Genomic DNA, 20417 nt, shown 5'->3' on the forward strand with positions numbered 1-20417 from the left:
TGCATGAGCGGGCCGCGGCACAATGGGACCCCCAACGGAGACGACCTTGACCCTCCCCGCGTTCGATCCCCGCCAGGTGCCCGTCGTTGCCCGGGACGACGGCCTGCCCCGCGTGCCCGTGGAGCGACTGGGTGAGCAGGACTTGCGCGGCTGGTTTGCCCGGCCGCCGGTGTGGACGCCCGAGATTCGCGCCGAGCCGCGCTGGGTCGATGGCCCGCCCAAGCCCGCGGCGGTGCTGGTGCCCCTGGTCTGGCGCGCGCGGCCGACGGTGCTGCTGACGCAGCGCACCGCGCACCTGCCGACGCACGCCGGACAGGTGGCCTTCCCGGGGGGCAAGCTGGATGCCGGCGATGCGGGCGACCCCGTACGCTGCGCCTTGCGCGAGGCGGCGGAGGAGGTCGGCGTGGCCCCGGAATGGGTGGAGCCGCTTGGCACCCTGCCGGTGTATGCGACCGGCTCGGGCTTCGAGATCACGCCGGTGGTCGGTCTGGTGCGCCCGAGCGGGCCGTGGCGCCCGAATCCGCAGGAGGTGGCCGAGGCCTTCGAGGTGCCGCTGGATTTTCTGATGGACCCTCGCCACCATCGCCACCACGAGGTCGATTGGGGCGGTGTGACGCGGCGCTGGCTGTCCATGCCCTACGACGATCCGCAGGGCCAGCGCTTCATCTGGGGCGCGACCGCGGGCATGCTGCGCAACCTGTATCGGTTCCTTCTGGCCGGGGCGGCCGCTATGATCCGCGCATGACATTTTTCGCGGTCCTGATCGCCCTTGTGCTCGACCAGGCGCGGCGCCCCGGGCCGCAGGCGCCGTGGCTGGGCGCCGCCGGGGCCTGGGCGGCGTGGGTGCAGCGCCAGTTCGACGCCGGGCATGCGGTGCACGGCTGGCTGGTCTGGACGGTGGCGCTGGGGGTGCCGGTGCTGGCGACCGCCCTCGTCCACGCTTTGCTGGCGCAGGCCAGCGGCTTGCTGGCGTTCGTGTGGACGGTGGCGGTGCTGTATGTCACCCTGGGCTTTCGCCAGTTCAGCCATCACTTCACGGCGATTCGCGCGGCGCTGGAGTCGGGCGACGAAGCGCGCGCGCGGGCCCTGTTCGCGCAGTGGCAGGGGGGTGATGCCGTCGAGTGGCCGCGCGAGGAGTTGCTGCGGCGCGTCATTGCCCATGCCATCCTGTCGTCGCACCGACATGTGTTTGGGGTGTTCGTCTGGTTCGTGGTGCTGGCGGCATTCGGCCTGGGGCCGGCCGGGGCGGTGCTGTACCGCTTGGCCGCGTGGCTGGCGCAGGCCTGGGGTGGCGCGCGGCGGCCGGACGCCCCGGTGAGCGAGCCGGTGGCCCGGCTGGCCCAGCGAGCGTGGTGCTGGATCGACGCCGGGCCGGCGCGGGTGACCGTCCTGGGGTTTGCCGTGGTGGGCCACTTCGAGGACGCCCTGGAGCGTTGGCGGCAGCAGCGCCGGCCCTGGCAAGAGCCCAGCGACGACCTGCTGCTGTCGGTGGCCGAGGGGGCCATCCAGGTGCGCCTGTCCCGCGGGGTCGTGGGGGAGGAGCCCCTGACGGCGGACTTGCCCGAGCCGCAGCTCGCCCACCTGGCCAGTGTGGTGGGGCTGGTGTGGCGCAGTGTCGTGCTGTGGTTGCTGCTGCTGGCGCTTGCGCTGCTGGCACGCATCTTTTGACCTGCCGCCTGTCGGTTCAGGCGGTCAAGGGGCGGGGGCCAAGGGTCAGGGCGTGCGCGCCGCGGCCAATTCCTCGTACAGGTCCTGGTACATCCGCCAGCGGTGCGGGGCGATCGGCCCGTGCGGGGCGATGGCCGCCTGAATCGCGCAGCCGGGTTCGCGCCGGTGGGTGCAGTTGTGAAAGCGGCACTGCCCGACGTAGGGGGCCAGGTCGGGCATCCATCGCGCCAGGGCCTCGGGGGCGATGTGGTGCAGCCCAAACTCGTGGAACCCCGGCGAGTCGATCAGGGCGCCGCCGTGCCCGTCATCCAGCCAGTACCAGCTCGTTCGGGTGGTCGTGTGCCGGCCGGTCCCCAGCGCGCGCGAAATGGCCTGGGTGTCGGCCTGCGCATGGGGCACCAGCCGGTTGACCAGGGTGCTCTTGCCCACGCCGGAGGCCCCCATCACGAGGGTCACCCGTCCGCGCAGCCGCTCGGTCAATGCGGCCAGGTCCGCGTCGGCACTCGCATCGTCCCCTTGCAGTTGCAGCGGCAGCACGGTTTCGCCCATGGCGCGGTAGGGCGCCAGACGCGCCCATGCCTCGGCGAAGGCGGGCTGCACATCGCGTTTGTTCAGGGCGATCAACGGCTCGATTCCGGCCTGCCGGGCTGCGATCAGCGCGCGGGCCAGCTGGGGTTCGGCAAACGTCGGCTCTGCCGCCAGCAGCACCAGCACCTGATCCAGGTTGGCGGCGAACACCTTGGTGCGCAGCGCGTCCTGGCGGAACAGCACGTTGCGGCGCGGCAGCACGGCATCGACGACGCCCTCGTCACCGGAGGGCGTCCAGCGCACCCGGTCGCCGACCACGGCCTCTTGCCGTTTGCCGCGCGGGTGGCAGCGCGTGCGGGTGCGGTCGTCTGCTTCGACCAGCAGGTGTCGGCCATAGGTGGCAACGACCAGGCCGTCGTGCGCACCTGGCAGGGGGGCGGTGGCGTCGCGGCGCCGGTTCATGCGGGCTCCCTGACCGGTCCCAGGCGCGCCAGCCGGTCCGCCGCCGGGGGGTGGGAATAAAAGAAGCGCACGAACCAGGGGTCCGGCGTCAACGTGCTGGCGTTGTCGCGGTACAGCGTGAGCAGGGCGCCCGCCAGCGCACTCGGGCCCGTCTGCTGCACGGCGTAGCGGTCGGCCTGGTATTCATCGCGGCGGGACAGGGCACTGAACAGCGGCGCGACGAACACCCCCGCCAGGGGCAACACCATCCCGAACAGCAACAGGGCCAGGGCGGCGTTGCTGCCGGTCAGGCTGGGCGTCACCCCCAGACCAAAGTAAAACCACAGCTGTTGCGACAGCCAGCCCAGCAGCGCCAGCGCGGCCCCGCTGCCCAGCCCCATCCACACCAGGCGCTTGAGCACATGCCGGTGGTGGGCATGCCCCAGCTCATGCGCGAGCACGGCATCGATCTGGGCCGCTTCCAGGCGTTGCAGCAGGGTGTCGAACAACACCACGCGCTTGGCGGGGCCAAACCCGGTGAAGTAGGCGTTGGCGTGCGCGCTGCGCCGGCTGCCGTCCATCACATACACCCCCGCGGCGCGAAAGCCGCAGCGGGCCAGCAGGGACTCGACGCGCTCGCGCAGGTGGGCGTCGGCCAGCGGCTCGAAGCGGTTGAACAGGGGCGCGATGACGCGGGGATAGAGCAGCAACAGCGTGGTGTTGAAGGCCATCCAGGCCAGCCAGGCCCACAGCCACCAGGTGGGGCCCGCGGCGTCGTAGAGCCACAGGACCAAAGCCGCCAGCGGCAGGCCCAGGGCCGCTGCCACGGCCGCGCCCTTGAGCCCGTCGGCCACCCACAGACCCGGCGTCATCTGGTTGAACCCGTGGGCGGCTTCCAGCCGGAAGGTGCGCCACCACGCTAGCGGCAGCTCCAGCAACGCGCCGATCGCGAAGAAAGCCCCCACGAGTGCGACCTGTTGCGGCAGGCCATCCCCCAGCCACCGCAGCAGCGCCTGATTGAGCCGATCCAGCCCGCCAAGCAGGGTCCAGCCGACCAGGATGGCTGCACTCCAGACCGCCTCGGTCAGCGCCAGCCGCGTCTTGTCGATCGTGTAGGCGGCGGCCTTGGCGTGCTGCTCGGCGCTGACGTGGGGCGCAAACGCTGCGGGCACCTGGTTGCGGTGGCGCGCGACGTGCCGGATTTGGCGGGCGTACAGCCAGCCCCGCAGCAGCAGGCTGGCCACCAGCAGGGCCACGAAAGTCCAGGTCCAGAGCAGGTGCGCGGGCAGGGCGGTGTCCATGCGCGCAGTCTAGCCAATGTCGTGCCCGCGCGTCGGCGACAATAGGCACCATGACGAGCCCCAACACCCTGCCCGAACCGCTGTCCGCCGAGGCCCTGACCTTGCCCAAGAGCGACCAGAATCTGGTCTGGATCGACTGCGAGATGTCCGGCCTGGACCCCGAGGCCGAGCGTCTGCTGGAGGTGGCCGTGGTGGTCACCGGCCCGCACCTGCATCCGCGCATCGAGGGGCCGGTGCTGGTGATCCACCAAAGCGACGCCGTGCTCGACGCCATGGACGCCTGGAACAAGGGTACGCACGGGCGCAGCGGCCTGATCGACAAGGTCAAGGCCAGCCGCGTGACCGAGGCGGAGGCCGAACAGCAGTTGCTCGACTTCATCGGGCGCTACGTGCCCAAGGGCGCATCGCCCATGTGCGGCAACAGCGTCGGGCAGGATCGGCGTTTTCTGGTCCGCTACATGCCGCGGCTGGAGGCCTATTTCCATTACCGCAATCTGGACGTGAGCACCCTCAAGGAACTGGCGCGGCGCTGGCGGCCGGAGGTCTATGGCGCGTTCAAGAAGCAGCAGCGCCACACGGCACTGGCCGACGTGCACGAATCCATCGACGAGCTGGCGCACTACCGCGAACACTTCCTGCGCCTGTCGGCCTGAGCGGGCGGGCCCGGCGGCCCGGTGTATGCTCGCGGAATTTTGACTATTCCGTGACACGTCATCATGTCCGCCATCCTATCCCCCGTTACCCGGTCGGGCCGTGAGCAGCTCGAGCAGTCGCTGCGGCTGGCCGCGGCCGTTGCCGGTCTGGTTGCGGCCGGTTTGTACGCCGCCGTCTCGGTCAAAGCCGTGGCGGGGCTGTCCACCCAGGCCCTGTGGTTTTTGATCATCGCCGCCGCCATCGGCGCCTACATGGCGATGAACATCGGCGCCAACGACGTGGCCAACAACATGGGGCCGCCCGTCGGCTCAGGCGCCATTGGCCTCGGTGGGGCGATCGTCGTGGCGGCTCTGTTCGAGGCGCTGGGCGCCATCGTGGCGGGGGCCGACGTCGTCGGCACCATCAAGGGCGGCATCATCGATATGCGCTCCTTCGCCGAACCCCAGCGCTTCACCTGGCTGATGCTCGCCGCCTTGCTGGCGGGGGCGTTGTGGCTGAACCTGGCCACGGTGCTCGGCGCGCCGGTGTCGACCACCCATTCCATCATCGGGGCGGTGGCCGGCGCGGGGATCGCGGCCGGCGGCTGGACGGTCATCAACTGGGGCACCATCGGCGCCATCGTGGCGAGCTGGGTCATCTCGCCCCTGTTCGGTGGGGCCGTCGCGGCGGCCGTCCTGTACTTCATCAAGCGCTCGATCACCTACCAGGCCGACATGGCAACGGCGGCCGGGCGCCGCGTGCCGCTGCTGATTGCGGCCATGGCGTGGGCCTTTGCGACCTACATGCTGCTCAAGGGCCTCAACAACGTCATGAAGATCGGGTTCTGGCAGGCGGTGCTGGCCGGCTTCGTGGCCGCCGCGCTGACCTATGCGGTCATCCGCGGGCCCATCGCACGCCGTGCGGCCGCGCTGCCCGGGACCAAGTCCGCGGTCAACGAGCTGTTCACATGGCCGCTGGTGTTTGCCGCGGCGTTGCTGAGCTTTGCGCACGGCGCCAACGATGTGGCCAATGCGATCGGGCCGCTGGCGGCGATTTACGAGGCGGTCCTGCACGGGGCCGTGGTGGCCACGGCGGCGACGCCGCTGTGGATCCTGGTGCTGGGGGCGCTGGGCCTGTCGCTCGGGCTGGCGCTGTACGGCGGCAAGTTGATCATGACCGTGGGCAAGGAGATCACCGAGCTGGACCGCATGCGCGCCTACGCTATCGCGATGGCGGCGACGTTGACGGTGATCGTCGCGTCCCAGCTCGGCATGCCCGTGTCCACCACCCATGTCTCGATCGGTGCGGTGTTCGGGGTGGGCTTTCTGCGGGAGTTGCTCAAGGTCAACTACGCCAAGATGGAGGCCGTCGTCCGCGCCGCCCACCAGGGCGAGGACCGCGAGGCGGTCGAGGCGTATCTGAACCGCTTCGAAGCCGCGCCCGTGGACGAGAAAAAGCGCATGTTGGCGGAGATGAAGCGCCGCGCCAAGGATCTGGAGCGCCGCGGCGAGCTGGCGCCGGACTGGTTCAGCAAGAAGGAGCGCAAGGCCTTCAAGAAGGCGTACAAGCAGGAGATCGTCAAGCGCTCGGTGGTGCTGCGCATCGTCGCGGCGTGGATCGTCACGGTGCCCGCGACGGCGGTGCTGGCGGCGGTGCTGTTCCGGGTGGTGGAGCTGCTGCTGACCCGCTGACACCGAATCTGTGCCATAATGCGGTCATCCGGCGCTACTCGGCGCCGGTTTTTTGTTGCATCTGCTGCTTGCCGGTCCCGTGGAAGGATTGATTCGTTGGTAGTCGATGTGATGACAACCTGACGGATCCCAACCATGAACCCTTCGACCCCTGCAGCCACCGGCTGCGACGGCGGCTTTGCCGCGCTCGGCCTGGCCGAACCCCTGCTGCGTGCCGTGGCCGACCTCGGCTACGTTAAGCCCACCCCCGTACAACAGGCGGCCATCCCGCCAGCCCTGGCCCGCGATGCGGACGGTGCCGACCTGATGGTGTCCAGCCAGACCGGCAGCGGCAAGACCGCCGCTTATTTGCTTCCCGTGCTGGACGCCCTGTGCCGACAGGCCGTGGCCGAGCCCGTGCGCGAGTCCGCCCGCCGCGGCCGCGGACCGGGGCGCGGTCGCTTCGAGCCGGCGGCGCCGCAGGCGCTGGTGCTGTGCCCCACGCGGGAGCTGGCCCAACAGGTGGCGCACGACGCCGTGGACCTGCTGCGCCACACGCGCGGCCTGCGCGTGGCGACCGTGGTGGGCGGCATGCCCTATGCGGTGCAACTGCAGCGCCTGGCCGGCGCGGCCGTGGTGGTGGCGACCCCGGGGCGCCTGCTCGACCTGCACCGCGGCGGCCATCTGAGGCTGGATGCGGTGCAGCACGTCGTCCTCGACGAGGCCGACCGCATGCTGGACCTGGGCTTTGCCGAGGATCTGGCCGAGATCCACCGCCTGACCGAAGGCCGCCGCCAGACGCTGATGTTCAGCGCCACCTTCGCGCCGCGCATCCAGGCGCTGGCCGCGCGCATCATGCGCGAGCCGCAGCGCGTCGCGCTGGAGACGGCGCAGGACCGCCACACCCACATCGAGCAGCGCCTGTACTGGTGCGACAGCCCTTCGCACAAGCGCCGGGTGCTGGACCACTGGCTGCGTGACGAGGCGATCGAGCAGGCCATCGTGTTTGCCAGCACGCAAATCGAGTGCGATGAGCTGGCGCAAGATCTGCAGCATGCGGGCTTTGCCGCCGTGGCCCTGCACGGGGCCCTCAGCCAGGGGCTGCGCAACCGCCGGCTGCAGGCGCTGCGGCAAGGGCAGGTGCAGATCCTGGTGGCCACCGATGTGGCTGCCCGCGGCATCGACGTGCCCACCATCACCCATGTCTTCAACTACGGCTTGCCGATGAAGGCCGAGGACTATGTGCACCGCATCGGGCGCACCGGTCGGGCCGGGCGCCGCGGTCTGGCCGTCACCATGGCCGAGCCGCGCGACCGCCGCCGCATTGGTGCCATCGAGGCCTTCAGCCGCCAGCCGATCCCGGCCCTGACGATCCCGGGCCTGGAGCCGCAGCGGCCCATCGACACGCCGCGCCACGCGCGCCGTCCCGACGGCCACCGCGGCTGGGGCGGGCGCCCCGGGGCGCCGCGCGGACGGCGCCCGGAATCGGCCCCGCGCCGCGCGCCGCGCTGAGCCGCTGCCGCGCAGTTTTGCGGCCGATCCGGAGGCCGGCGCCGCCGGGTGTGCGAACATTGCGGGCATCACCGCCCGCAAGAGGAGACACCATGGCGCGCCGAAGCCCCGAATGGCTGGACCGCATGTACAACAACCGGGCGCTGGTGCCCGAGCACGCGATGCACTTTGCGCGCTGGGCCGAGGCGTCCGAGGACGCCCGGGAGGCGCACCCCTGCGTGCTGGATGTGCCCTATGGCAGCGGCCCGCAGGAGACGCTGGACATCTTCCCCGCGCGCGCGGCCGGCTCCCCCGTGGTGGTTTTCATCCACGGGGGCTATTGGCGCTCGCTCGACAAATCCGAGCATTCGTTTCTGGCCGTGCCCTTTCGCAACCAGGGCGCATGCGTTGTGGTGCCCAACTACGCCCTGTGCCCCGCGGTGACGATCCCGGACATCGTGATGCAGATGGTGCGGGCCGTGGACTGGGTGCACGCCCATGCGGCCGAGCACGGGGGCGACCCCGCGCGGGTGTATCTGGTGGGCCACTCGGCCGGTGGCCATCTGGCCACACAGCTGATGCTGTGTGAGTGGCCGCGCGTGCGCCGCGGTCTGCCGGCGGATCTGGTCAAGGGCGCGTTGTCCATCTCCGGGTTGTACGACCTGGAGCCCGTGAGTCGGGTGCCGTTTTTGCAGGCGTCGCTGCGCCTGACCCCCGAGCAGGTCCAGCGGGTCAGCCCGGCCCGGCTGCCCGCGCCCGCCACCGGCACGCTCTACACTGTGGTCGGCGGGGACGAGAGTGCGGAGTTCCTGCGCCAAAACGGCGTGATGCGCAAGGCCTGGGGCGCGCGCCGCGTACCGGTGGTCGAGCGCATCGCGGGGCGCAACCACTTCAGCGTGCTGGAGGACCTGAGTCTGCCCGGCACCCGGCTGCACGCCCTGGCGATGCAGCTGGTCTTTGGCATCCCCGCCGGCGGTTGAGGGGCGGGGACGAGTGGGGGCGCGGCGCGCGCCCTGCCGTCACATCAGCAGGTGCTCGCCGGCGTTTTCGCCGCCGAGGATCACGTAGTTCACCTTGCGCAGATCGGCCAGGGTGCGCCCGCCGGCGTAGCTGATGGAGCTTTGCAGGTCCTCCTGCATCTCGCGCAGGGTGTCGGCGAGTTTGCCCTTGAGCGGCTCCAGGATGCGCTTGCCTTCGACGTGCTTGTACTCGCCCTTGTTGAAGTCGCTGGCCGAGCCGTAGTACTCCTTGTAGAGTTTGCCGTCCACCTCCACCGTCTGGCCGGGGGATTCCTCGTGGCCGGCGAAGAGCGAGCCGATCATCACCATCGCGGCGCCAAAGCGCACGCTTTTGGCGATGTCGCCATGGTGGCGGATGCCCCCGTCGGCGATGATGGGCTTGGTCGCCACCCGCGCGCACCACTTGAGCGCCGAGAGCTGCCAGCCGCCGGTGCCAAAGCCCGTTTTGAGCCGCGTGATGCACACCTTGCCTGGCCCGATGCCGACCTTGGTGGCGTCCGCGCCCCAGTTTTCCAGGTCGATCACGGCCTCGGGCGTGCCCACGTTGCCGGCAATCACGAAGGTCTGCGGCAGCTTGTGCTTGATGTGCTCGATCATCTTGCGCACGCTGTCCGCGTGGCCATGGGCGATGTCGATGGTGATGTAGTCGGCCCCCACGCCCTCGGCGGCGAGCCGGTCGATCACCGCGTAGTCGGCCGCCTTGACGCCGGAGCTGATGGAGACGAACAGGCCCTGCTCGCGCATGCGCTTGGCAAAGGCCACGCTGTCCAGGTCGAAGCGGTGCATGACGTAAAAGTAGCCGTTGGCGGCCAGGTATTCGCTGATGCGCTCGTCCAGCACCGTCTTCATGTTGGCCGGCACCACCGGCAGCTTGAAGCGCCGGCCGCCAAACTCCACCGAGGTGTCGCATTCGCTGCGGCTTTCCACGCGGCATTTGCGCGGCAGCAGCAGGACGTTGTCGTAGTCGAAGATTTCCATGGTCAAGGCTCCGGGGTTGCAGTGGGGGCGGGCGGCGCGTTGTGGCAGTGCGCGGCCCAATGGCTGCGAGCGCTTGATTTGGAGCCGGCCGGGTCCGAAGCCGCCAGCACGGGACGGTGGACACAAAAAACCGGGCTCCAACGTTTGGGCCCGGTGCTTGATTCTATGCCAGTTGGCTGGGGCACAATAGCCCGCATGGGGCGATGCCGCCCCCTTGGAGCGCGTGCGGATGAATCCCTCCACCCTGATCGGCATGGTCGCCAGCGTCGTCCTGCTGGGCGTCCTGATCCTGTTTGCGGCCGACGATCCCTGGCTGTTCATCGACTGGCCGAGCATCGGCATCGTCCTGGTGGGCACCATGGCCGCCACCTTCCTGAGCTACCCGATGGGCGAGGTGCTGCGGGTTTTCAAGCTCATTGGCACCGTCATGCGCAACGAGCGCCTGTACACCGAGCGCGACATCGAGGAGCTGGTGGACGTCTCGCGCCTGTGGATGCGCGACGACCCGGTGATGGTCGAGAAGGCGCTGCCGCGCATCTCCAATCCCTTCCTGCGCACGGGGGTGCAGCTGGTCATCGACCGCATCCCGGAAGAGGACATCCTGGACCTGCTGCAGTGGCGGATTTCGCGCATGAAAGCCAAGGAGGCGGCCGAGGCGCAGCTCTTTCGCGTCATGGCCAGCTACGCGCCCGCCTTCGGCATGATCGGCACCCTGGTCGGCCTGATCAACCTGATGGACGTGATCGCCAGCGGGGACCTGGTCGTGATCGGCAAACACCTGGCCGTGGCCCTGATGACGACGTTCTACGGCATTCTGTTGGCCAACCTGGTGTTCAAACCCGTGGCCGTCAAGCTGGAGCGCCGCACCGAGCAGCGCATCGTGCTCATGAATATGGTGCTGCAGGGCATTTCGATGATGTGCGCGCGCCGCAGCCCGTCGCTGATGCGCGAGACGCTCAACTCCTTCGTCGCGCACCGCGAGGATGAAATCCGCGACACCGCCTCCGGCCCGACGGCGCCCGGCGGCGGGGCCGGGGCCCCGCGTGCGCCCGGCCGGCCCGAAGGGCGCACGCCGTGAACGAGCGCCAATTGCACGAAGCCCTGGGCCGCGCCCTGGAGGCGGCGCGCAACGGGACGGCGGGGGCGGCGGGGCCGGGGGGGGCGCCGGCCCCCGTGTCGGCTGCGCCCGCGAGGCCCGGCCCCCTGCAAAAAGGGCGCTACCAGCGCTGGCATGCCGACCCCGACCCCGTGCCGGAGGAGGAGACCTGGCTGCTCACCTATCTGGATGTGGTGACGCTGCTGCTCGTCATGCTCGTGGTGATGCTGGCGTTTTCCGAGCCGATCAAGCGCAAGCCGCCGCTGGGCCGGCCCGAGGCGCAGGGACAGGTGCCCGCCGTGGCCGGGCAGGTGCTGCCGGGCGGCGGGGGCAGCATCGTGCCGCCGGTCGAGCGGCCATCGGCCACGCCAGGGCCGGGGACGCACCCCGCCGAGCAGCGCCAGCCCGATGCGCCCGAACCGCGGCCGGGCACCGATGCCCCGCCCGCGGCCGAGTCGGTACCGTCTCCGTCGCTCGCTTTGGGGGACCTGGGCAAGGACATCCAGGTGCTGGTGCGCGACGAGGGGGTGAGCTTTCGCATCCCGTCCGAGGTGTTGTTCCCCTCCGGCGAGGCGGTGCTGACGCCGGCGGGGCAGGCCATCATCGACCGGCTGCTGCCCGCCTTCAACCGCGTGCCGGACTACACCATCGTGGTGGAGGGGCACACGGACAACGTCCCCATCCAGACCGCCCGTTTCCCCTCCAACTGGGAGCTGTCCGCCGCGCGGGCCAGCAGCGTCGTGCGCCAGCTCGAGGCCCGGGGCCTGAATCCGACGCGCCTGCGCGCGACCGGCCTGGCGGACACGCGGCCGCTTGCCTCCAACGACACCCCGCAGGGACGCGCGCAAAACCGGCGCGTGGAAATCACGCTGGAGCCGCCGCAGCGCCCGCGCAACTGAGGCCGCCGGCTGGGGGCGTTGGACTGGGGCCGCTGCCTACAATCGCCGCATGACCGATTTGTTCGCCGACGGGGCCACCCCCCACCGGGCCCCGCCGTCCCTGCCGCCCGATCATCCGCTGCTGCGCGCCCTCAACCCGGAACAGCTCGCCGCCGTCACGCTGCCGCCGGTGCATGCGCTGGTGCTGGCCGGCGCCGGCTCTGGCAAGACGCGGGTGCTGACCACCCGCATCGCGTGGCTGCTGGCCACGGGGCAGGCCTCGCCCGGCGCCATTCTGGCGGTGACCTTCACCAACAAGGCCGCCAAGGAGATGCTGGCGCGTCTGTCGGCCCTGCTGCCGCTCAACGTGCGCGGCATGTGGATCGGCACCTTCCACGGCCTGTGCCACCGGCTGCTGCGGGCCCACCATGCGTTGGCGGGTTTGCCGGCGACCTTCCAGATCCTGGACACGCAGGATCAGCTCAGCGCGATCAAGCGGCTGCTCAAGGCCCTGGGCGTCGATGAGGAACGCGTCAAACCCAAGGAGCTGCAGTGGTTCATCGCCGGCGCCAAGGAGGACGGGCTGCGCCCGCGGGACATGGCCGCGCGCGACGAGGACACGCGGCAGAAAATCGAGCTCTACCGCCGCTACGAGGAGCAGTGTCAGCGCGAGGGGGTGGTGGACTTCGGGGAGCTGATGCTGCGCTCCTACGAGCTGCTGCGCGACCACGAGCCTCTGCGGGTGCACTACCAGCGGCGCTTTCGCCACCTGCTGATCGACGAGTTCCAGGACACCAACCGGCTGCAGTACGCGTGGATCAAACTGCTGGCCGGTGACGAGTCGGGCGGGCGCTTCGTCCCATGCGGCAATGCGGTGATGGCGGTCGGCGACGACGACCAGAGCATCTACGCCTTTCGCGGTGCGCGCGTGGGCAATATGAGCGACTTCGTGCGCGAGTTTGGCATCGACGCGCCCATCAAGCTGGAGCAAAACTACCGCAGCGTCGGGCACATCCTGCACGCGGCCAACCACCTGATCGACCACAACCGCCAGCGCCTGGGCAAAAACCTGCGCACCGAGCAGGGCGAGGGCGACCGCCTGCGCGTCGTGGAGCTGCCCAGCGACTTCGAGGAGGCGCAGTGGGTGATCGACGAGATCCGCCAGCTCACCCGCCAGGACGGCTTGCCGCCGCAGGAGATTGCGCTGCTCTACCGCAGCAACGCCCAGAGCCGGGCGCTGGAGGGCGCGCTGTTCAACGCCGGCATTCCATATCGCGTCTATGGGGGGCTGCGCTTTTTCGAGCGGGCCGAGATCAAGCATGCGCTGGCCTACTTGCGCCTGCTGGAGAATCCGCACGACGACACCAGTTTTTTGCGCGTGGTCAACTTCCCGCCACGCGGCATCGGGGCGCGCACCATCGAGCAGCTGCAGCAGGCCGCGCGCGAGGGCGGCTGTTCGCTGCACGACGCCGTCACGGCCGTGGGGGGCAAGGGCGGCGCCCATCTGGTGGCGTTCGTTGCCAAGCTGGACGTGATGCGTGAGCGCAGCGTCGGCCGACCGCTGCGGGAGATCATCGAAGGCGTGCTGGCCGACAGCGGGTTGGTCGAGCACTACCGCGCCGAGCGCGAGGGGGCCGAGCGCATCGAAAACCTGGAAGAGCTGGTCAACGCCGCCGAGAGCTTCGTCAGCCAGGAGGGCTTTGGCCGCGAGGCCGTGGCGCTGCCGCTGGACGAGACCGGGCCGGCGGCGCCGGTGTCCGCCGGGGTGGAGACCGAGACCGGCGAGACCGTGAGCCCGCTGGTCGCCTTCCTGACCCATGCGGCGCTGGAGGCCGGGGACCACCAGGCGCAGGCCGGTCAGGCGGCGGTGCAGCTGATGACGGTGCATGCGGCCAAGGGGCTGGAGTTCGACGCTGTCTTCATCACCGGGCTGGAGGAGGGGCTGTTTCCACACGAGAACAGCCTGTCCAGCCTGGACGGGCTGGAAGAGGAGCGCCGGCTGATGTACGTCGCCATCACGCGGGCGCGCCGGCGGCTCTACCTCACGCATGCGCAGACCCGCATGCTGCACGGGCAGACCCGCTACCACATTCCCAGCCGGTTTCTGGACGAGTTGCCGGAAGACAGCCTGCAATGGCTCAGCCCGCGCCGCGCGCGCGCGGCGGGGGGCTGGGGCGGTGGCTGGGCCGCCGGGGGCGCCGGGGCCGCAGCGATGCCCGTCGCGCAGCCCGCCTGGGGCCGCAGCGCCCTGGGCGATGATCGGCCCGCCGGCATGGCGGGCATTCCGGTGGCGCGGGCGCCGGCCCGCAGCGAGCCGGCCGTCAGCGCCAGCGGGGCCGAGATCCGCACCGGCATGGCGGTCTTCCACACCAAGTTTGGCGAAGGCCGGGTGCTGGCCATCGAAGGGCAGGGGGCCGATGCCCGGGCCCAGGTGGATTTTCGGCGCCACGGCACCAAATGGCTGGCGCTGGCCGTCGCCAAGCTCACCCCCGTGGCCTGATCCCCCGATTACTGCCCACCGAATCCATGACGAACGCTGCTGCCGCCGACCGACAGGCCCTCGTGCTGGGGGCCGGCATGATTGGCACCTGCACCGCGCTGCATCTGCAGCAGCGCGGCTACGACGTCGTGCTGGTCGATCGCCGCGAGCCGGGGCAGGAGACGTCGCTGGGCAACGCCGGCCTGATCCAGCGCGAGGCGGTAGAGCCCTACCCATTCCCGCGCCAGTGGGGCAAGCTGCTGCAGGCTGCCCTGGGCCTGGGGGTGGATGTGCACTACCACCTGTCGGCGCTGCCGTCCCTGGTGCGCCCGCTGTGGCGCTATTTCGTCGACTCCGGGCCGGCGCGGTATCCGCGGCAGGTGCAGGCCTATGCCCGCTTGATCGAGCATTGCCTGGACGAGCACCGGCCGTTGATCGAGCAGGCCGGCGCGGCCGAGGCGGTCCGGCCGGTCGGCTACCTGGACGTGTACCGCACGGGGCGCGTGTGGGAGGCGGCCGCGCGCGACGCCGAGCGGCTGGCGCTGGCGTTTGGCCTGCGTTGTACTGTGCTCGATGCCGCCGGTCTGGCCCAGGCCGAGCCGGCGTTGCGCCACCCGCTGGCGGGGGCCGTGCATTGGCAGGATCCCTGGTCCGTGCGCGATCCAGCGGAGCTGGTCAGCGCCTACGCGCGGCTGTTCGTGCAGCGTGGCGGCCGTCTGGTCCGGGGCGACGCCACGGCCCTGACCCCGCATGGGCGGGGGTGGCGCCTGCCCTTGCCGGACGGGGCCATCGAGGCCCCGGTCGCCGTGGTGGCGCTCGGGCCGTGGTCCGACACCCTGCTGCAACGCTTGGGCTACCGGCTGCCGCTGTTCGTCAAACGCGGCTACCACCAGCACTACACCGGGGGCGGGGTCTTGCAGCGGCCGGCGCTGGACGCCGAGCGGGGCTTCGTCCTGGTGCCCATGCGCCGGGGACTGCGCCTGACCACGGGTGCCGAATTTGCCCACCGCGATGCGCCCGCCACGCCGGTTCAGGTGCGCCGGGCCGAGGCGGCCGCGCGCGAGCTCATGGATCTGGGCCGGGCGCTGGATGAACCGCCCTGGCTGGGGGCGCGCCCCTGCACGCCGGACATGCTCCCCATCATGGGGGCGGCGCCGCGCCACCCGGGCCTGTGGTTCAACTTCGGGCATTCGCACCAGGGCTTCACCCTGGGTCCGGTGGCCGGCCGGTTGCTGGCGGAGATGATCGCGGGCGAGCCGCCCTTCGTCGATCCGGCGCCGTACCGCCCCGAGCGGTGGGGCTGACGGTTCAGGCCGGGGGCTCGCCCTCGTCGGTCAGAAAGCTGTCGCGGAAGGTGAAATACAGCGACGTGAAGAACGCCGCGCTCAGCAGCGACGCGGCCGGGAACACCAGCACCTGCATCGCCGACGCCCCGCCCAGTGCGGACGCCAGCAGCACGAGCACGAGCGACACCCCAAAGAACACCGCCGACCAGCCGAGCATGAACACCAGCAGCGCCCCTTTGTTGGTCCAGCAGGCCACCAGACTGAAAAACAGGCTCTTGACCGGGTGGATGCCGTGCCAGTGGACCAGGGCCGGCGCATGCCAGAACAGCAGCCCCAGCGGAATGTAGAGGACCGCCTGCCAGGCCAGATTGCGCAGCACGGCCGGCTCGGTCAGCGCCGTCTCGGCCCCTTCGAGGGCCGCATCGGCCGGCGCGCCGGACAGCCACGCGGCCAGCGTCATCACGACGACCGACCCCAGGGCGTACAGCCCGCCGAGCAGCAGCATCGCCCGCACGCGCTCGCGCCCGGCGCGAAAGGCGCTCGCCAGCACCGTCGGCATCGGGAAGCGGCCGCTGTCGGCCTCTTTGGTCGCGGCCATCAGGCCCAGGGTGGCTGCCGGCAGCAGCGCCAGGGCCAGGGGCGCGCCCAGCACCGGTACCATGGCGAGCACACTCACCCCCATGATGAACAGGAAGAACAGCCCGGCCATGGCCAGGGGCTGGCGAAAAAAGGTGCGCAGGCCCAGCCGGACCCAGAGCAGGCCGGTGCGGGCGGGGACGCGGTGCAGCTTCATCGGGGGTGGGCGCGGGTCAACACTCGGCGAGGCGGGCGCGCAGCACCCGCTCGAAGTGGGTGGGGTCGTGCGGCTTGAGCACGGCCGCCTGCCGCGGCAGGTACCAGTCCCACAGGCGCGAGATCCAGAACCGCAGCGCACCGGCACGGCGCATCGCGGGCAGCAGCTCGCGCTCGGCGGCGGTCAGCGGGCGGACCGACTGGTAGGCGTCGAGCAGGGCCTGTGTTCGCACGGGGTCTGTCGCGCCATCGGCCAGGTCGATGCACCAGTCGTTCAGACACACCGCAATGTCAAACAGCCAGGTGTCGCAGCCCGCGAAGTAAAAATCGAACAGACCGCTGAGGCGCCCGTCCTCGAACATGGCGTTGTCGCGGAACAGGTCGGCATGAATGGGGCCGCGCGGCAGTCCCTGGTACGCGGGGGTGGCGGCGATGTGGTTTTGATAGGCCAGCTCGGCCGTCAGCAGCGCCGTTTGCTCCGGGGCCAGGTGGGGCAGGATCACGGGCACCGTCTCGTTCCACCACGCCAGCCCGCGCAGATTGGGCTGCTCGCGGTCGTAGTCCCGCCCCGCCAGGTGCATGCGCGCCAGCATCGCGCCGAGCTGGGCGCAGTGCTCGGGGCCGGGGGCCAGCTCGTGGTGGCCGCGCAGCCGGTTGACCACGGCGGCGGGCTTGCCCCGCACCGTGTGCAGGATGGCGCCGCTCGCATCGGCCTGCGGATCGGGCACGGGGATGCCTTTGCCGGCCAGATGCTTCATCAGGTACAGATAGAAGGGGAGCTGTTGCGCGGTCAGCCGCTCGAACAGGGTCAGCACCCATTCGTGCCGCTGGCCGTCGCGCTCGGTGCTGACGAAGTAGTTGGTGTTTTCGATGCCCCCGGCGCAGCCCGCCATGTCGACCAGGCGGCCCAGGCCGAGCCGCTGCATCAGGTCCGCGGCCTCGTCGCGGCCCACCTCGGTGAAGACGGCCATGGCGGATCAGAACGCAAGCACGCGCCAGCGGCGCGATCCGGCCCCCGAACGCTCATCCCCGACGCCGGGGTCGATCGGCCGCACCTCGTAGCCCGGCAGGGCGGAGCGGGTGCGCACGTCGATCGTGCGGGTCTGGCCGCCCACGCGCAGTTCCTCGATGCGGCTGTGGCCGTCCTGATGCACCAGGCGTTCGACCTTGGGCTCCGGCGCCGTGGCGGCCGCCGGGGCGCTGTCGGCGGGTTGAGCCGTGGCCGAGCAGGCGAACAGCACGGCGGCCACGCCGAGGGCGTGGCGCAGGGGCTGGGCGTATCCGGCGGCCGCGGCGTGGCGCCGGCCGTCGCGGGCGGTGGGGCGGGGCGGTTGGAGCATGACGCCCCGATTGTAGGCAATCGGCCATGCACAATAGCGCGATGACCGACCGCGACCCCGACGCCCCGCTGCTCGTGCTGGTGGATGGCTCCAGCTACCTGTACCGCGCCTACCACGCCATGCCCGACCTGAGGGCTGTGCCTGGCGATCCCACCAGCCCCGCGACCGGGGCGATCCGCGGCATGATCAACATGCTGCAGGCGCTGCAGAAGGAGCATCCCTCCGACCACATCGCCGTCGTATTTGACGCGGCCGGGCCGACGTTTCGGGACGCCCTGTATCCGGAGTACAAGGCGCACCGCTCGCCGATGCCGGACGACCTGCGCGCCCAGATCGCCCCCATCCACGAGGTCATCCGGCTGCTCGGCCTGCCCGTGCTCGACGTGCCCGAGGTGGAGGCCGACGACGTGATCGGCACCCTGGCGAAGACGGCCGCGTCCCAGGGCTGGCGCGTGATCGTCTCCAGCGGCGACAAGGACCTGAGCCAACTGGTGGACGAGCGCATCACCATCATCGACACGATGACGGGCAAGGTGCGCGATGTCGCCGGGGTGGAGGCGGAGTTTGGCGTGCCGCCCCGGCTGATGGTGGATTTTCAGACCCTGGTCGGCGACGCGATCGACAACGTGCCCGGCGTGGACAAGGTCGGCCCCAAGACGGCCGCCAAGTGGCTGCAGACCTATGGCTCGCTGGATGCCATCGTGGCGCGCGCCCACGAAATCAAGGGGGCGGCCGGCGACCATCTGCGGCGTGCCCTGGACTGGCTGCCCACCGGCCGTCAACTGCTGACGATACGCACCGACTGCGACCTGGATGGCCATGTGCCCGGCCTGCCCTCGCTGGAGGCGTTGCGCAAGCGAGCCCCCGACACCGAGGCGCTGCGGGCGTTCTATCAGCGCTATGGCTTCAAGGGGCTGGCCCGGGCGCTGGGCGGCGAAGGCGACGCGGCCGCCGCCCCCACCCCCGCGGCGGCGGCGCAGGGCACGCTGTTTGGCGATCCGCCGCCCGCGCCCGCCCTGCGCTACGAGACGGTGCTCGACTGGGCCACGCTCGATGCGTGGCTGGCCCGCCTGCGCACTGCGCCCCTGGTGGCGCTGGACACCGAAACGACCTCGCTGGATGCGATGCGCGCCCGCCTCGTGGGCCTGTCGGTCAGCGTCGCACCCGGGGAGGCGGCGTACATCCCCCTCGCCCACGACTATCCGGGCGCGCCGGCGCAGTTGCCCCTCGACGCGGTGCTGGAGCGGCTGCGGCCCTGGCTGGAGGATGCCGCCGCCCCCAAGTGCGGCCAGCATGTCAAGTACGACCGGCATGTGTGGGCCAACCACGGCATCGCCGTGCGCGGCTGCGTCCACGACACACTGCTGCAGAGCTATGTGTTGGAGGTGCACAAGCCCCACAACCTGGAAAGCCTGGCCGAACGCCATCTGGGGCGCCGCGGCCTGAGCTACGAGGATCTGTGCGGCAAGGGGGCGGCGCAAATCCCGTTTGCGCAGGTGCCGCTGGAGCGCGCCGCCCCCTACGCCTGCGAGGATGCGGAAATGTGCCTGGCCGTGCATCAGGTGCTGTGGCCCCGGCTGCAGGCCGAGCCGGCCTTGCAGCGCATCTACGAGTTGGAGGTGGCCGTCTCCGACGTGCTGTTCCGCATGGAGCGCCAGGGCGTGCTGATCGATGCCGAGGCGCTGCGACGGCAAAGCCACGTCCTGGGTGAGCGCATCGCCGCGCTGGAGGCCGAGGCGCACGCGCTGGCGGGCCAGCCCTTCAACCTGGGTTCGCCCAAACAAATCGGCGAGATTTTCTTTGGCAAGCTGGGCCTGCCCGTGGTCAAAAAGACCGCCACCGGCGCGCCAAGCACCGACGAGGAGGTCCTGGAAAAACTGGCCGAGGACTATCCGCTGCCGGCGCGCATCCTGGAGCATCGCAGCCTCTCCAAGCTCAAGGGCACCTACACCGACAAGCTGCCCGGCATGATCCACCCCGTCACGGGGCGGGTGCACACCCACTATGCGCAGGCCGTCGCCGTCACCGGGCGGCTGGCCAGCAACGATCCCAATCTGCAGAACATCCCCATCCGCACGCCCGAGGGGCGGCGCATTCGCGAGGCCTTCGTGGCGCCCCCGGGCTGGTCCATCGCCAGCGCCGACTATTCGCAGATCGAGCTGCGCATCATGGCCCACCTGAGCGAGGACGCGGCCTTGCTGCGCGCGTTTGCCGAAGGGCAGGATGTGCACCGCGCCACGGCGGCCGAGGTGTTTGGCCTGCCGCCGGAGCTGGTCAGTCCCGAGCAGCGCCGCTATGCCAAGGTGATCAACTTTGGCCTCATTTATGGCATGAGCGCCTACGGCTTGGCCAAGGCGCTGGGCATCGACGCGACGGCGGCCAAGAACTACATCGAGCGCTATTTCGAGCGGTTTGCCGGGGTGCGCCACTACATGGACCGCACGCGGGCCCAGGCCAAGGCGCGCGGCTATGTGGAGACCGTGTTCGGCCGCCGCCTGGTGCTGCCCGAAATCAATTCCCCCAACGGGCCGCGGCGGGCTGCAGCGGAGCGCGCGGCCATCAACGCGCCGATGCAGGGCACGGCCGCCGACCTGATCAAGATGAGCATGGTCGCGGTGCAGCGCGCGTTGGACGAGCAGCAGCGCCGCACGCGCATGGTGCTGCAGGTGCACGACGAACTGGTGTTCGAGGTGCCGCCGGAAGAGATCGACTGGGTGCGCACCGAGGTGCCGCGCCTGATGGCCGGCGTCGCGACCCTGCGCGTGCCGCTGGTGGCCGAGGTGGGTGTCGGCGCCAACTGGGAGCAGGCGCACTGAA

Annotated in this window: 17 protein-coding genes; 11 read left to right on the plus strand and 6 right to left on the minus strand. The window is 70.7% G+C overall.

The window, feature by feature from the left end; genetic code table 11:
• Positions 1-22 precede the first annotated feature (22 nt).
• Entirely contained in the window at positions 23-745 is a 723-nt protein-coding gene (locus A9O67_RS08375) for a CoA pyrophosphatase (protein ID WP_068609201.1), read from the plus strand.
• The gene (locus tag A9O67_RS08380; RefSeq protein ID WP_068609203.1) at positions 742-1668 is read left to right on the plus strand and encodes a CobD/CbiB family protein; all 927 of its coding nucleotides are present in this window, start codon (positions 742-744) and stop codon (positions 1666-1668) included. The genes A9O67_RS08375 and A9O67_RS08380 overlap by 4 nt, the downstream gene beginning before the upstream one ends.
• 45 nt (positions 1669-1713) lie before the next feature.
• Here A9O67_RS08380 and rsgA read toward each other — a convergent pair whose 3' ends face one another.
• Positions 1714-2658, minus strand: coding sequence for a ribosome small subunit-dependent GTPase A (gene rsgA, locus A9O67_RS08385; protein ID WP_068609206.1), 945 nt, complete (start codon positions 2656-2658; stop codon positions 1714-1716).
• On the minus strand, positions 2655-3938 hold the full coding sequence (locus tag A9O67_RS08390; protein ID WP_068609208.1) for a M48 family metallopeptidase: 1284 nt from the start codon (positions 3936-3938) through the stop codon (positions 2655-2657). The genes rsgA and A9O67_RS08390 overlap by 4 nt, the downstream gene beginning before the upstream one ends.
• Before the next feature lie 50 nt (positions 3939-3988).
• Between A9O67_RS08390 and orn the strand changes: the two genes are divergently transcribed.
• From orn to A9O67_RS08410, 4 genes are all read left to right on the plus strand, one after another.
• Positions 3989-4591, plus strand: a complete 603-nt coding sequence (gene orn, locus A9O67_RS08395) for an oligoribonuclease (RefSeq protein ID WP_068609210.1) — start codon at positions 3989-3991, stop codon at positions 4589-4591.
• 63 nt (positions 4592-4654) lie between these two features.
• The gene (locus tag A9O67_RS08400; protein ID WP_068609212.1) at positions 4655-6262 is read left to right on the plus strand and encodes an inorganic phosphate transporter; all 1608 of its coding nucleotides are present in this window, start codon (positions 4655-4657) and stop codon (positions 6260-6262) included.
• Between the two features lie 135 nt (positions 6263-6397).
• Entirely contained in the window at positions 6398-7753 is a 1356-nt protein-coding gene (locus tag A9O67_RS08405) for a DEAD/DEAH box helicase (RefSeq protein ID WP_068609214.1), read from the plus strand.
• Positions 7754-7845: 92 nt separating this feature from the next.
• The gene (locus A9O67_RS08410; RefSeq protein ID WP_068609217.1) at positions 7846-8712 is read left to right on the plus strand and encodes an alpha/beta hydrolase; all 867 of its coding nucleotides are present in this window, start codon (positions 7846-7848) and stop codon (positions 8710-8712) included.
• 39 nt (positions 8713-8751) lie between these two features.
• Here A9O67_RS08410 and A9O67_RS08415 read toward each other — a convergent pair whose 3' ends face one another.
• Entirely contained in the window at positions 8752-9729 is a 978-nt protein-coding gene (locus A9O67_RS08415) for a GMP reductase (protein ID WP_068609219.1), read from the minus strand.
• Between the two features lie 229 nt (positions 9730-9958).
• Between A9O67_RS08415 and A9O67_RS08420 the strand changes: the two genes are divergently transcribed.
• The 4 genes from A9O67_RS08420 to A9O67_RS08435 are packed head-to-tail and all read left to right on the plus strand — an operon-like array spanning position 9959 to position 15486.
• Positions 9959-10807 (plus strand): motility protein A, encoded by an 849-nt coding sequence (locus A9O67_RS08420; protein ID WP_068609221.1) that lies wholly within the window; start codon positions 9959-9961, stop codon positions 10805-10807.
• The gene (locus A9O67_RS08425; protein WP_197484462.1) at positions 10804-11724 is read left to right on the plus strand and encodes an OmpA family protein; all 921 of its coding nucleotides are present in this window, start codon (positions 10804-10806) and stop codon (positions 11722-11724) included. The genes A9O67_RS08420 and A9O67_RS08425 overlap by 4 nt, the downstream gene beginning before the upstream one ends.
• A gap of 49 nt (positions 11725-11773) precedes the next feature.
• Positions 11774-14203 carry a UvrD-helicase domain-containing protein gene (locus A9O67_RS08430; RefSeq protein ID WP_068609224.1) on the plus strand — a complete coding sequence of 810 codons (2430 nt, stop codon included), beginning with the start codon at positions 11774-11776 and terminating at the stop codon, positions 14201-14203.
• A gap of 26 nt (positions 14204-14229) precedes the next feature.
• Positions 14230-15486: an NAD(P)/FAD-dependent oxidoreductase gene (locus A9O67_RS08435; protein WP_082955457.1), complete on the plus strand. Its 1257-nt coding sequence runs from the start codon at positions 14230-14232 to the stop codon at positions 15484-15486.
• Between the two features lie 4 nt (positions 15487-15490).
• Here A9O67_RS08435 and A9O67_RS08440 read toward each other — a convergent pair whose 3' ends face one another.
• From A9O67_RS08440 to A9O67_RS08450, 3 genes are read right to left on the minus strand one after another with little or no spacing between them, the layout of a single operon-like run.
• Positions 15491-16261: a BPSS1780 family membrane protein gene (locus tag A9O67_RS08440; RefSeq protein ID WP_068609226.1), complete on the minus strand. Its 771-nt coding sequence runs from the start codon at positions 16259-16261 to the stop codon at positions 15491-15493.
• Between the two features lie 16 nt (positions 16262-16277).
• Complete coding sequence (locus tag A9O67_RS08445) at positions 16278-17231, minus strand: homoserine kinase (RefSeq protein ID WP_068609228.1); 954 nt, start codon at positions 17229-17231, stop codon at positions 16278-16280.
• A 6-nt stretch (positions 17232-17237) separates the two neighbouring features.
• The gene (locus A9O67_RS08450; protein ID WP_082955458.1) at positions 17238-17600 is read right to left on the minus strand and encodes a hypothetical protein; all 363 of its coding nucleotides are present in this window, start codon (positions 17598-17600) and stop codon (positions 17238-17240) included.
• Positions 17601-17641: 41 nt separating this feature from the next.
• On the opposite strand from A9O67_RS08450, the gene polA reads away from it, so the two are divergent.
• Complete coding sequence (gene polA / locus A9O67_RS08455) at positions 17642-20416, plus strand: DNA polymerase I (RefSeq protein WP_068609230.1); 2775 nt, start codon at positions 17642-17644, stop codon at positions 20414-20416.
• Position 20417: the final 1 nt, after the last annotated feature.

It is taken from the genome of Tepidimonas fonticaldi (genome assembly GCF_001675355.1).
Classification (GTDB): domain Bacteria; phylum Pseudomonadota; class Gammaproteobacteria; order Burkholderiales; family Burkholderiaceae_C; genus Tepidimonas; species Tepidimonas fonticaldi.

What these genes read in the sequence shown, in the direction of transcription:
- A9O67_RS08375 (WP_068609201.1), top strand. Translation starts at nt 23, where the DNA reads ATGGGACCCCCAACGGAGACGACCTTGACCCTCCCCGCGTTCGATCCC.
- A9O67_RS08380 (WP_068609203.1), top strand. Translation starts at nt 742, where the DNA reads ATGACATTTTTCGCGGTCCTGATCGCCCTTGTGCTCGACCAGGCGCGG.
- rsgA (WP_068609206.1), bottom strand. Translation starts at nt 2,658, where the DNA reads ATGAACCGGCGCCGCGACGCCACCGCCCCCCTGCCAGGTGCGCACGAC.
- A9O67_RS08390 (WP_068609208.1), bottom strand. Translation starts at nt 3,938, where the DNA reads ATGGACACCGCCCTGCCCGCGCACCTGCTCTGGACCTGGACTTTCGTG.
- orn (WP_068609210.1), top strand. Translation starts at nt 3,989, where the DNA reads ATGACGAGCCCCAACACCCTGCCCGAACCGCTGTCCGCCGAGGCCCTG.
- A9O67_RS08400 (WP_068609212.1), top strand. Translation starts at nt 4,655, where the DNA reads ATGTCCGCCATCCTATCCCCCGTTACCCGGTCGGGCCGTGAGCAGCTC.
- A9O67_RS08405 (WP_068609214.1), top strand. Translation starts at nt 6,398, where the DNA reads ATGAACCCTTCGACCCCTGCAGCCACCGGCTGCGACGGCGGCTTTGCC.
- A9O67_RS08410 (WP_068609217.1), top strand. Translation starts at nt 7,846, where the DNA reads ATGGCGCGCCGAAGCCCCGAATGGCTGGACCGCATGTACAACAACCGG.
- A9O67_RS08415 (WP_068609219.1), bottom strand. Translation starts at nt 9,729, where the DNA reads ATGGAAATCTTCGACTACGACAACGTCCTGCTGCTGCCGCGCAAATGC.
- A9O67_RS08420 (WP_068609221.1), top strand. Translation starts at nt 9,959, where the DNA reads ATGAATCCCTCCACCCTGATCGGCATGGTCGCCAGCGTCGTCCTGCTG.
- A9O67_RS08430 (WP_068609224.1), top strand. Translation starts at nt 11,774, where the DNA reads ATGACCGATTTGTTCGCCGACGGGGCCACCCCCCACCGGGCCCCGCCG.
- A9O67_RS08435 (WP_082955457.1), top strand. Translation starts at nt 14,230, where the DNA reads ATGACGAACGCTGCTGCCGCCGACCGACAGGCCCTCGTGCTGGGGGCC.
- A9O67_RS08440 (WP_068609226.1), bottom strand. Translation starts at nt 16,261, where the DNA reads ATGAAGCTGCACCGCGTCCCCGCCCGCACCGGCCTGCTCTGGGTCCGG.
- A9O67_RS08445 (WP_068609228.1), bottom strand. Translation starts at nt 17,231, where the DNA reads ATGGCCGTCTTCACCGAGGTGGGCCGCGACGAGGCCGCGGACCTGATG.
- A9O67_RS08450 (WP_082955458.1), bottom strand. Translation starts at nt 17,600, where the DNA reads ATGCTCCAACCGCCCCGCCCCACCGCCCGCGACGGCCGGCGCCACGCC.
- polA (WP_068609230.1), top strand. Translation starts at nt 17,642, where the DNA reads ATGACCGACCGCGACCCCGACGCCCCGCTGCTCGTGCTGGTGGATGGC.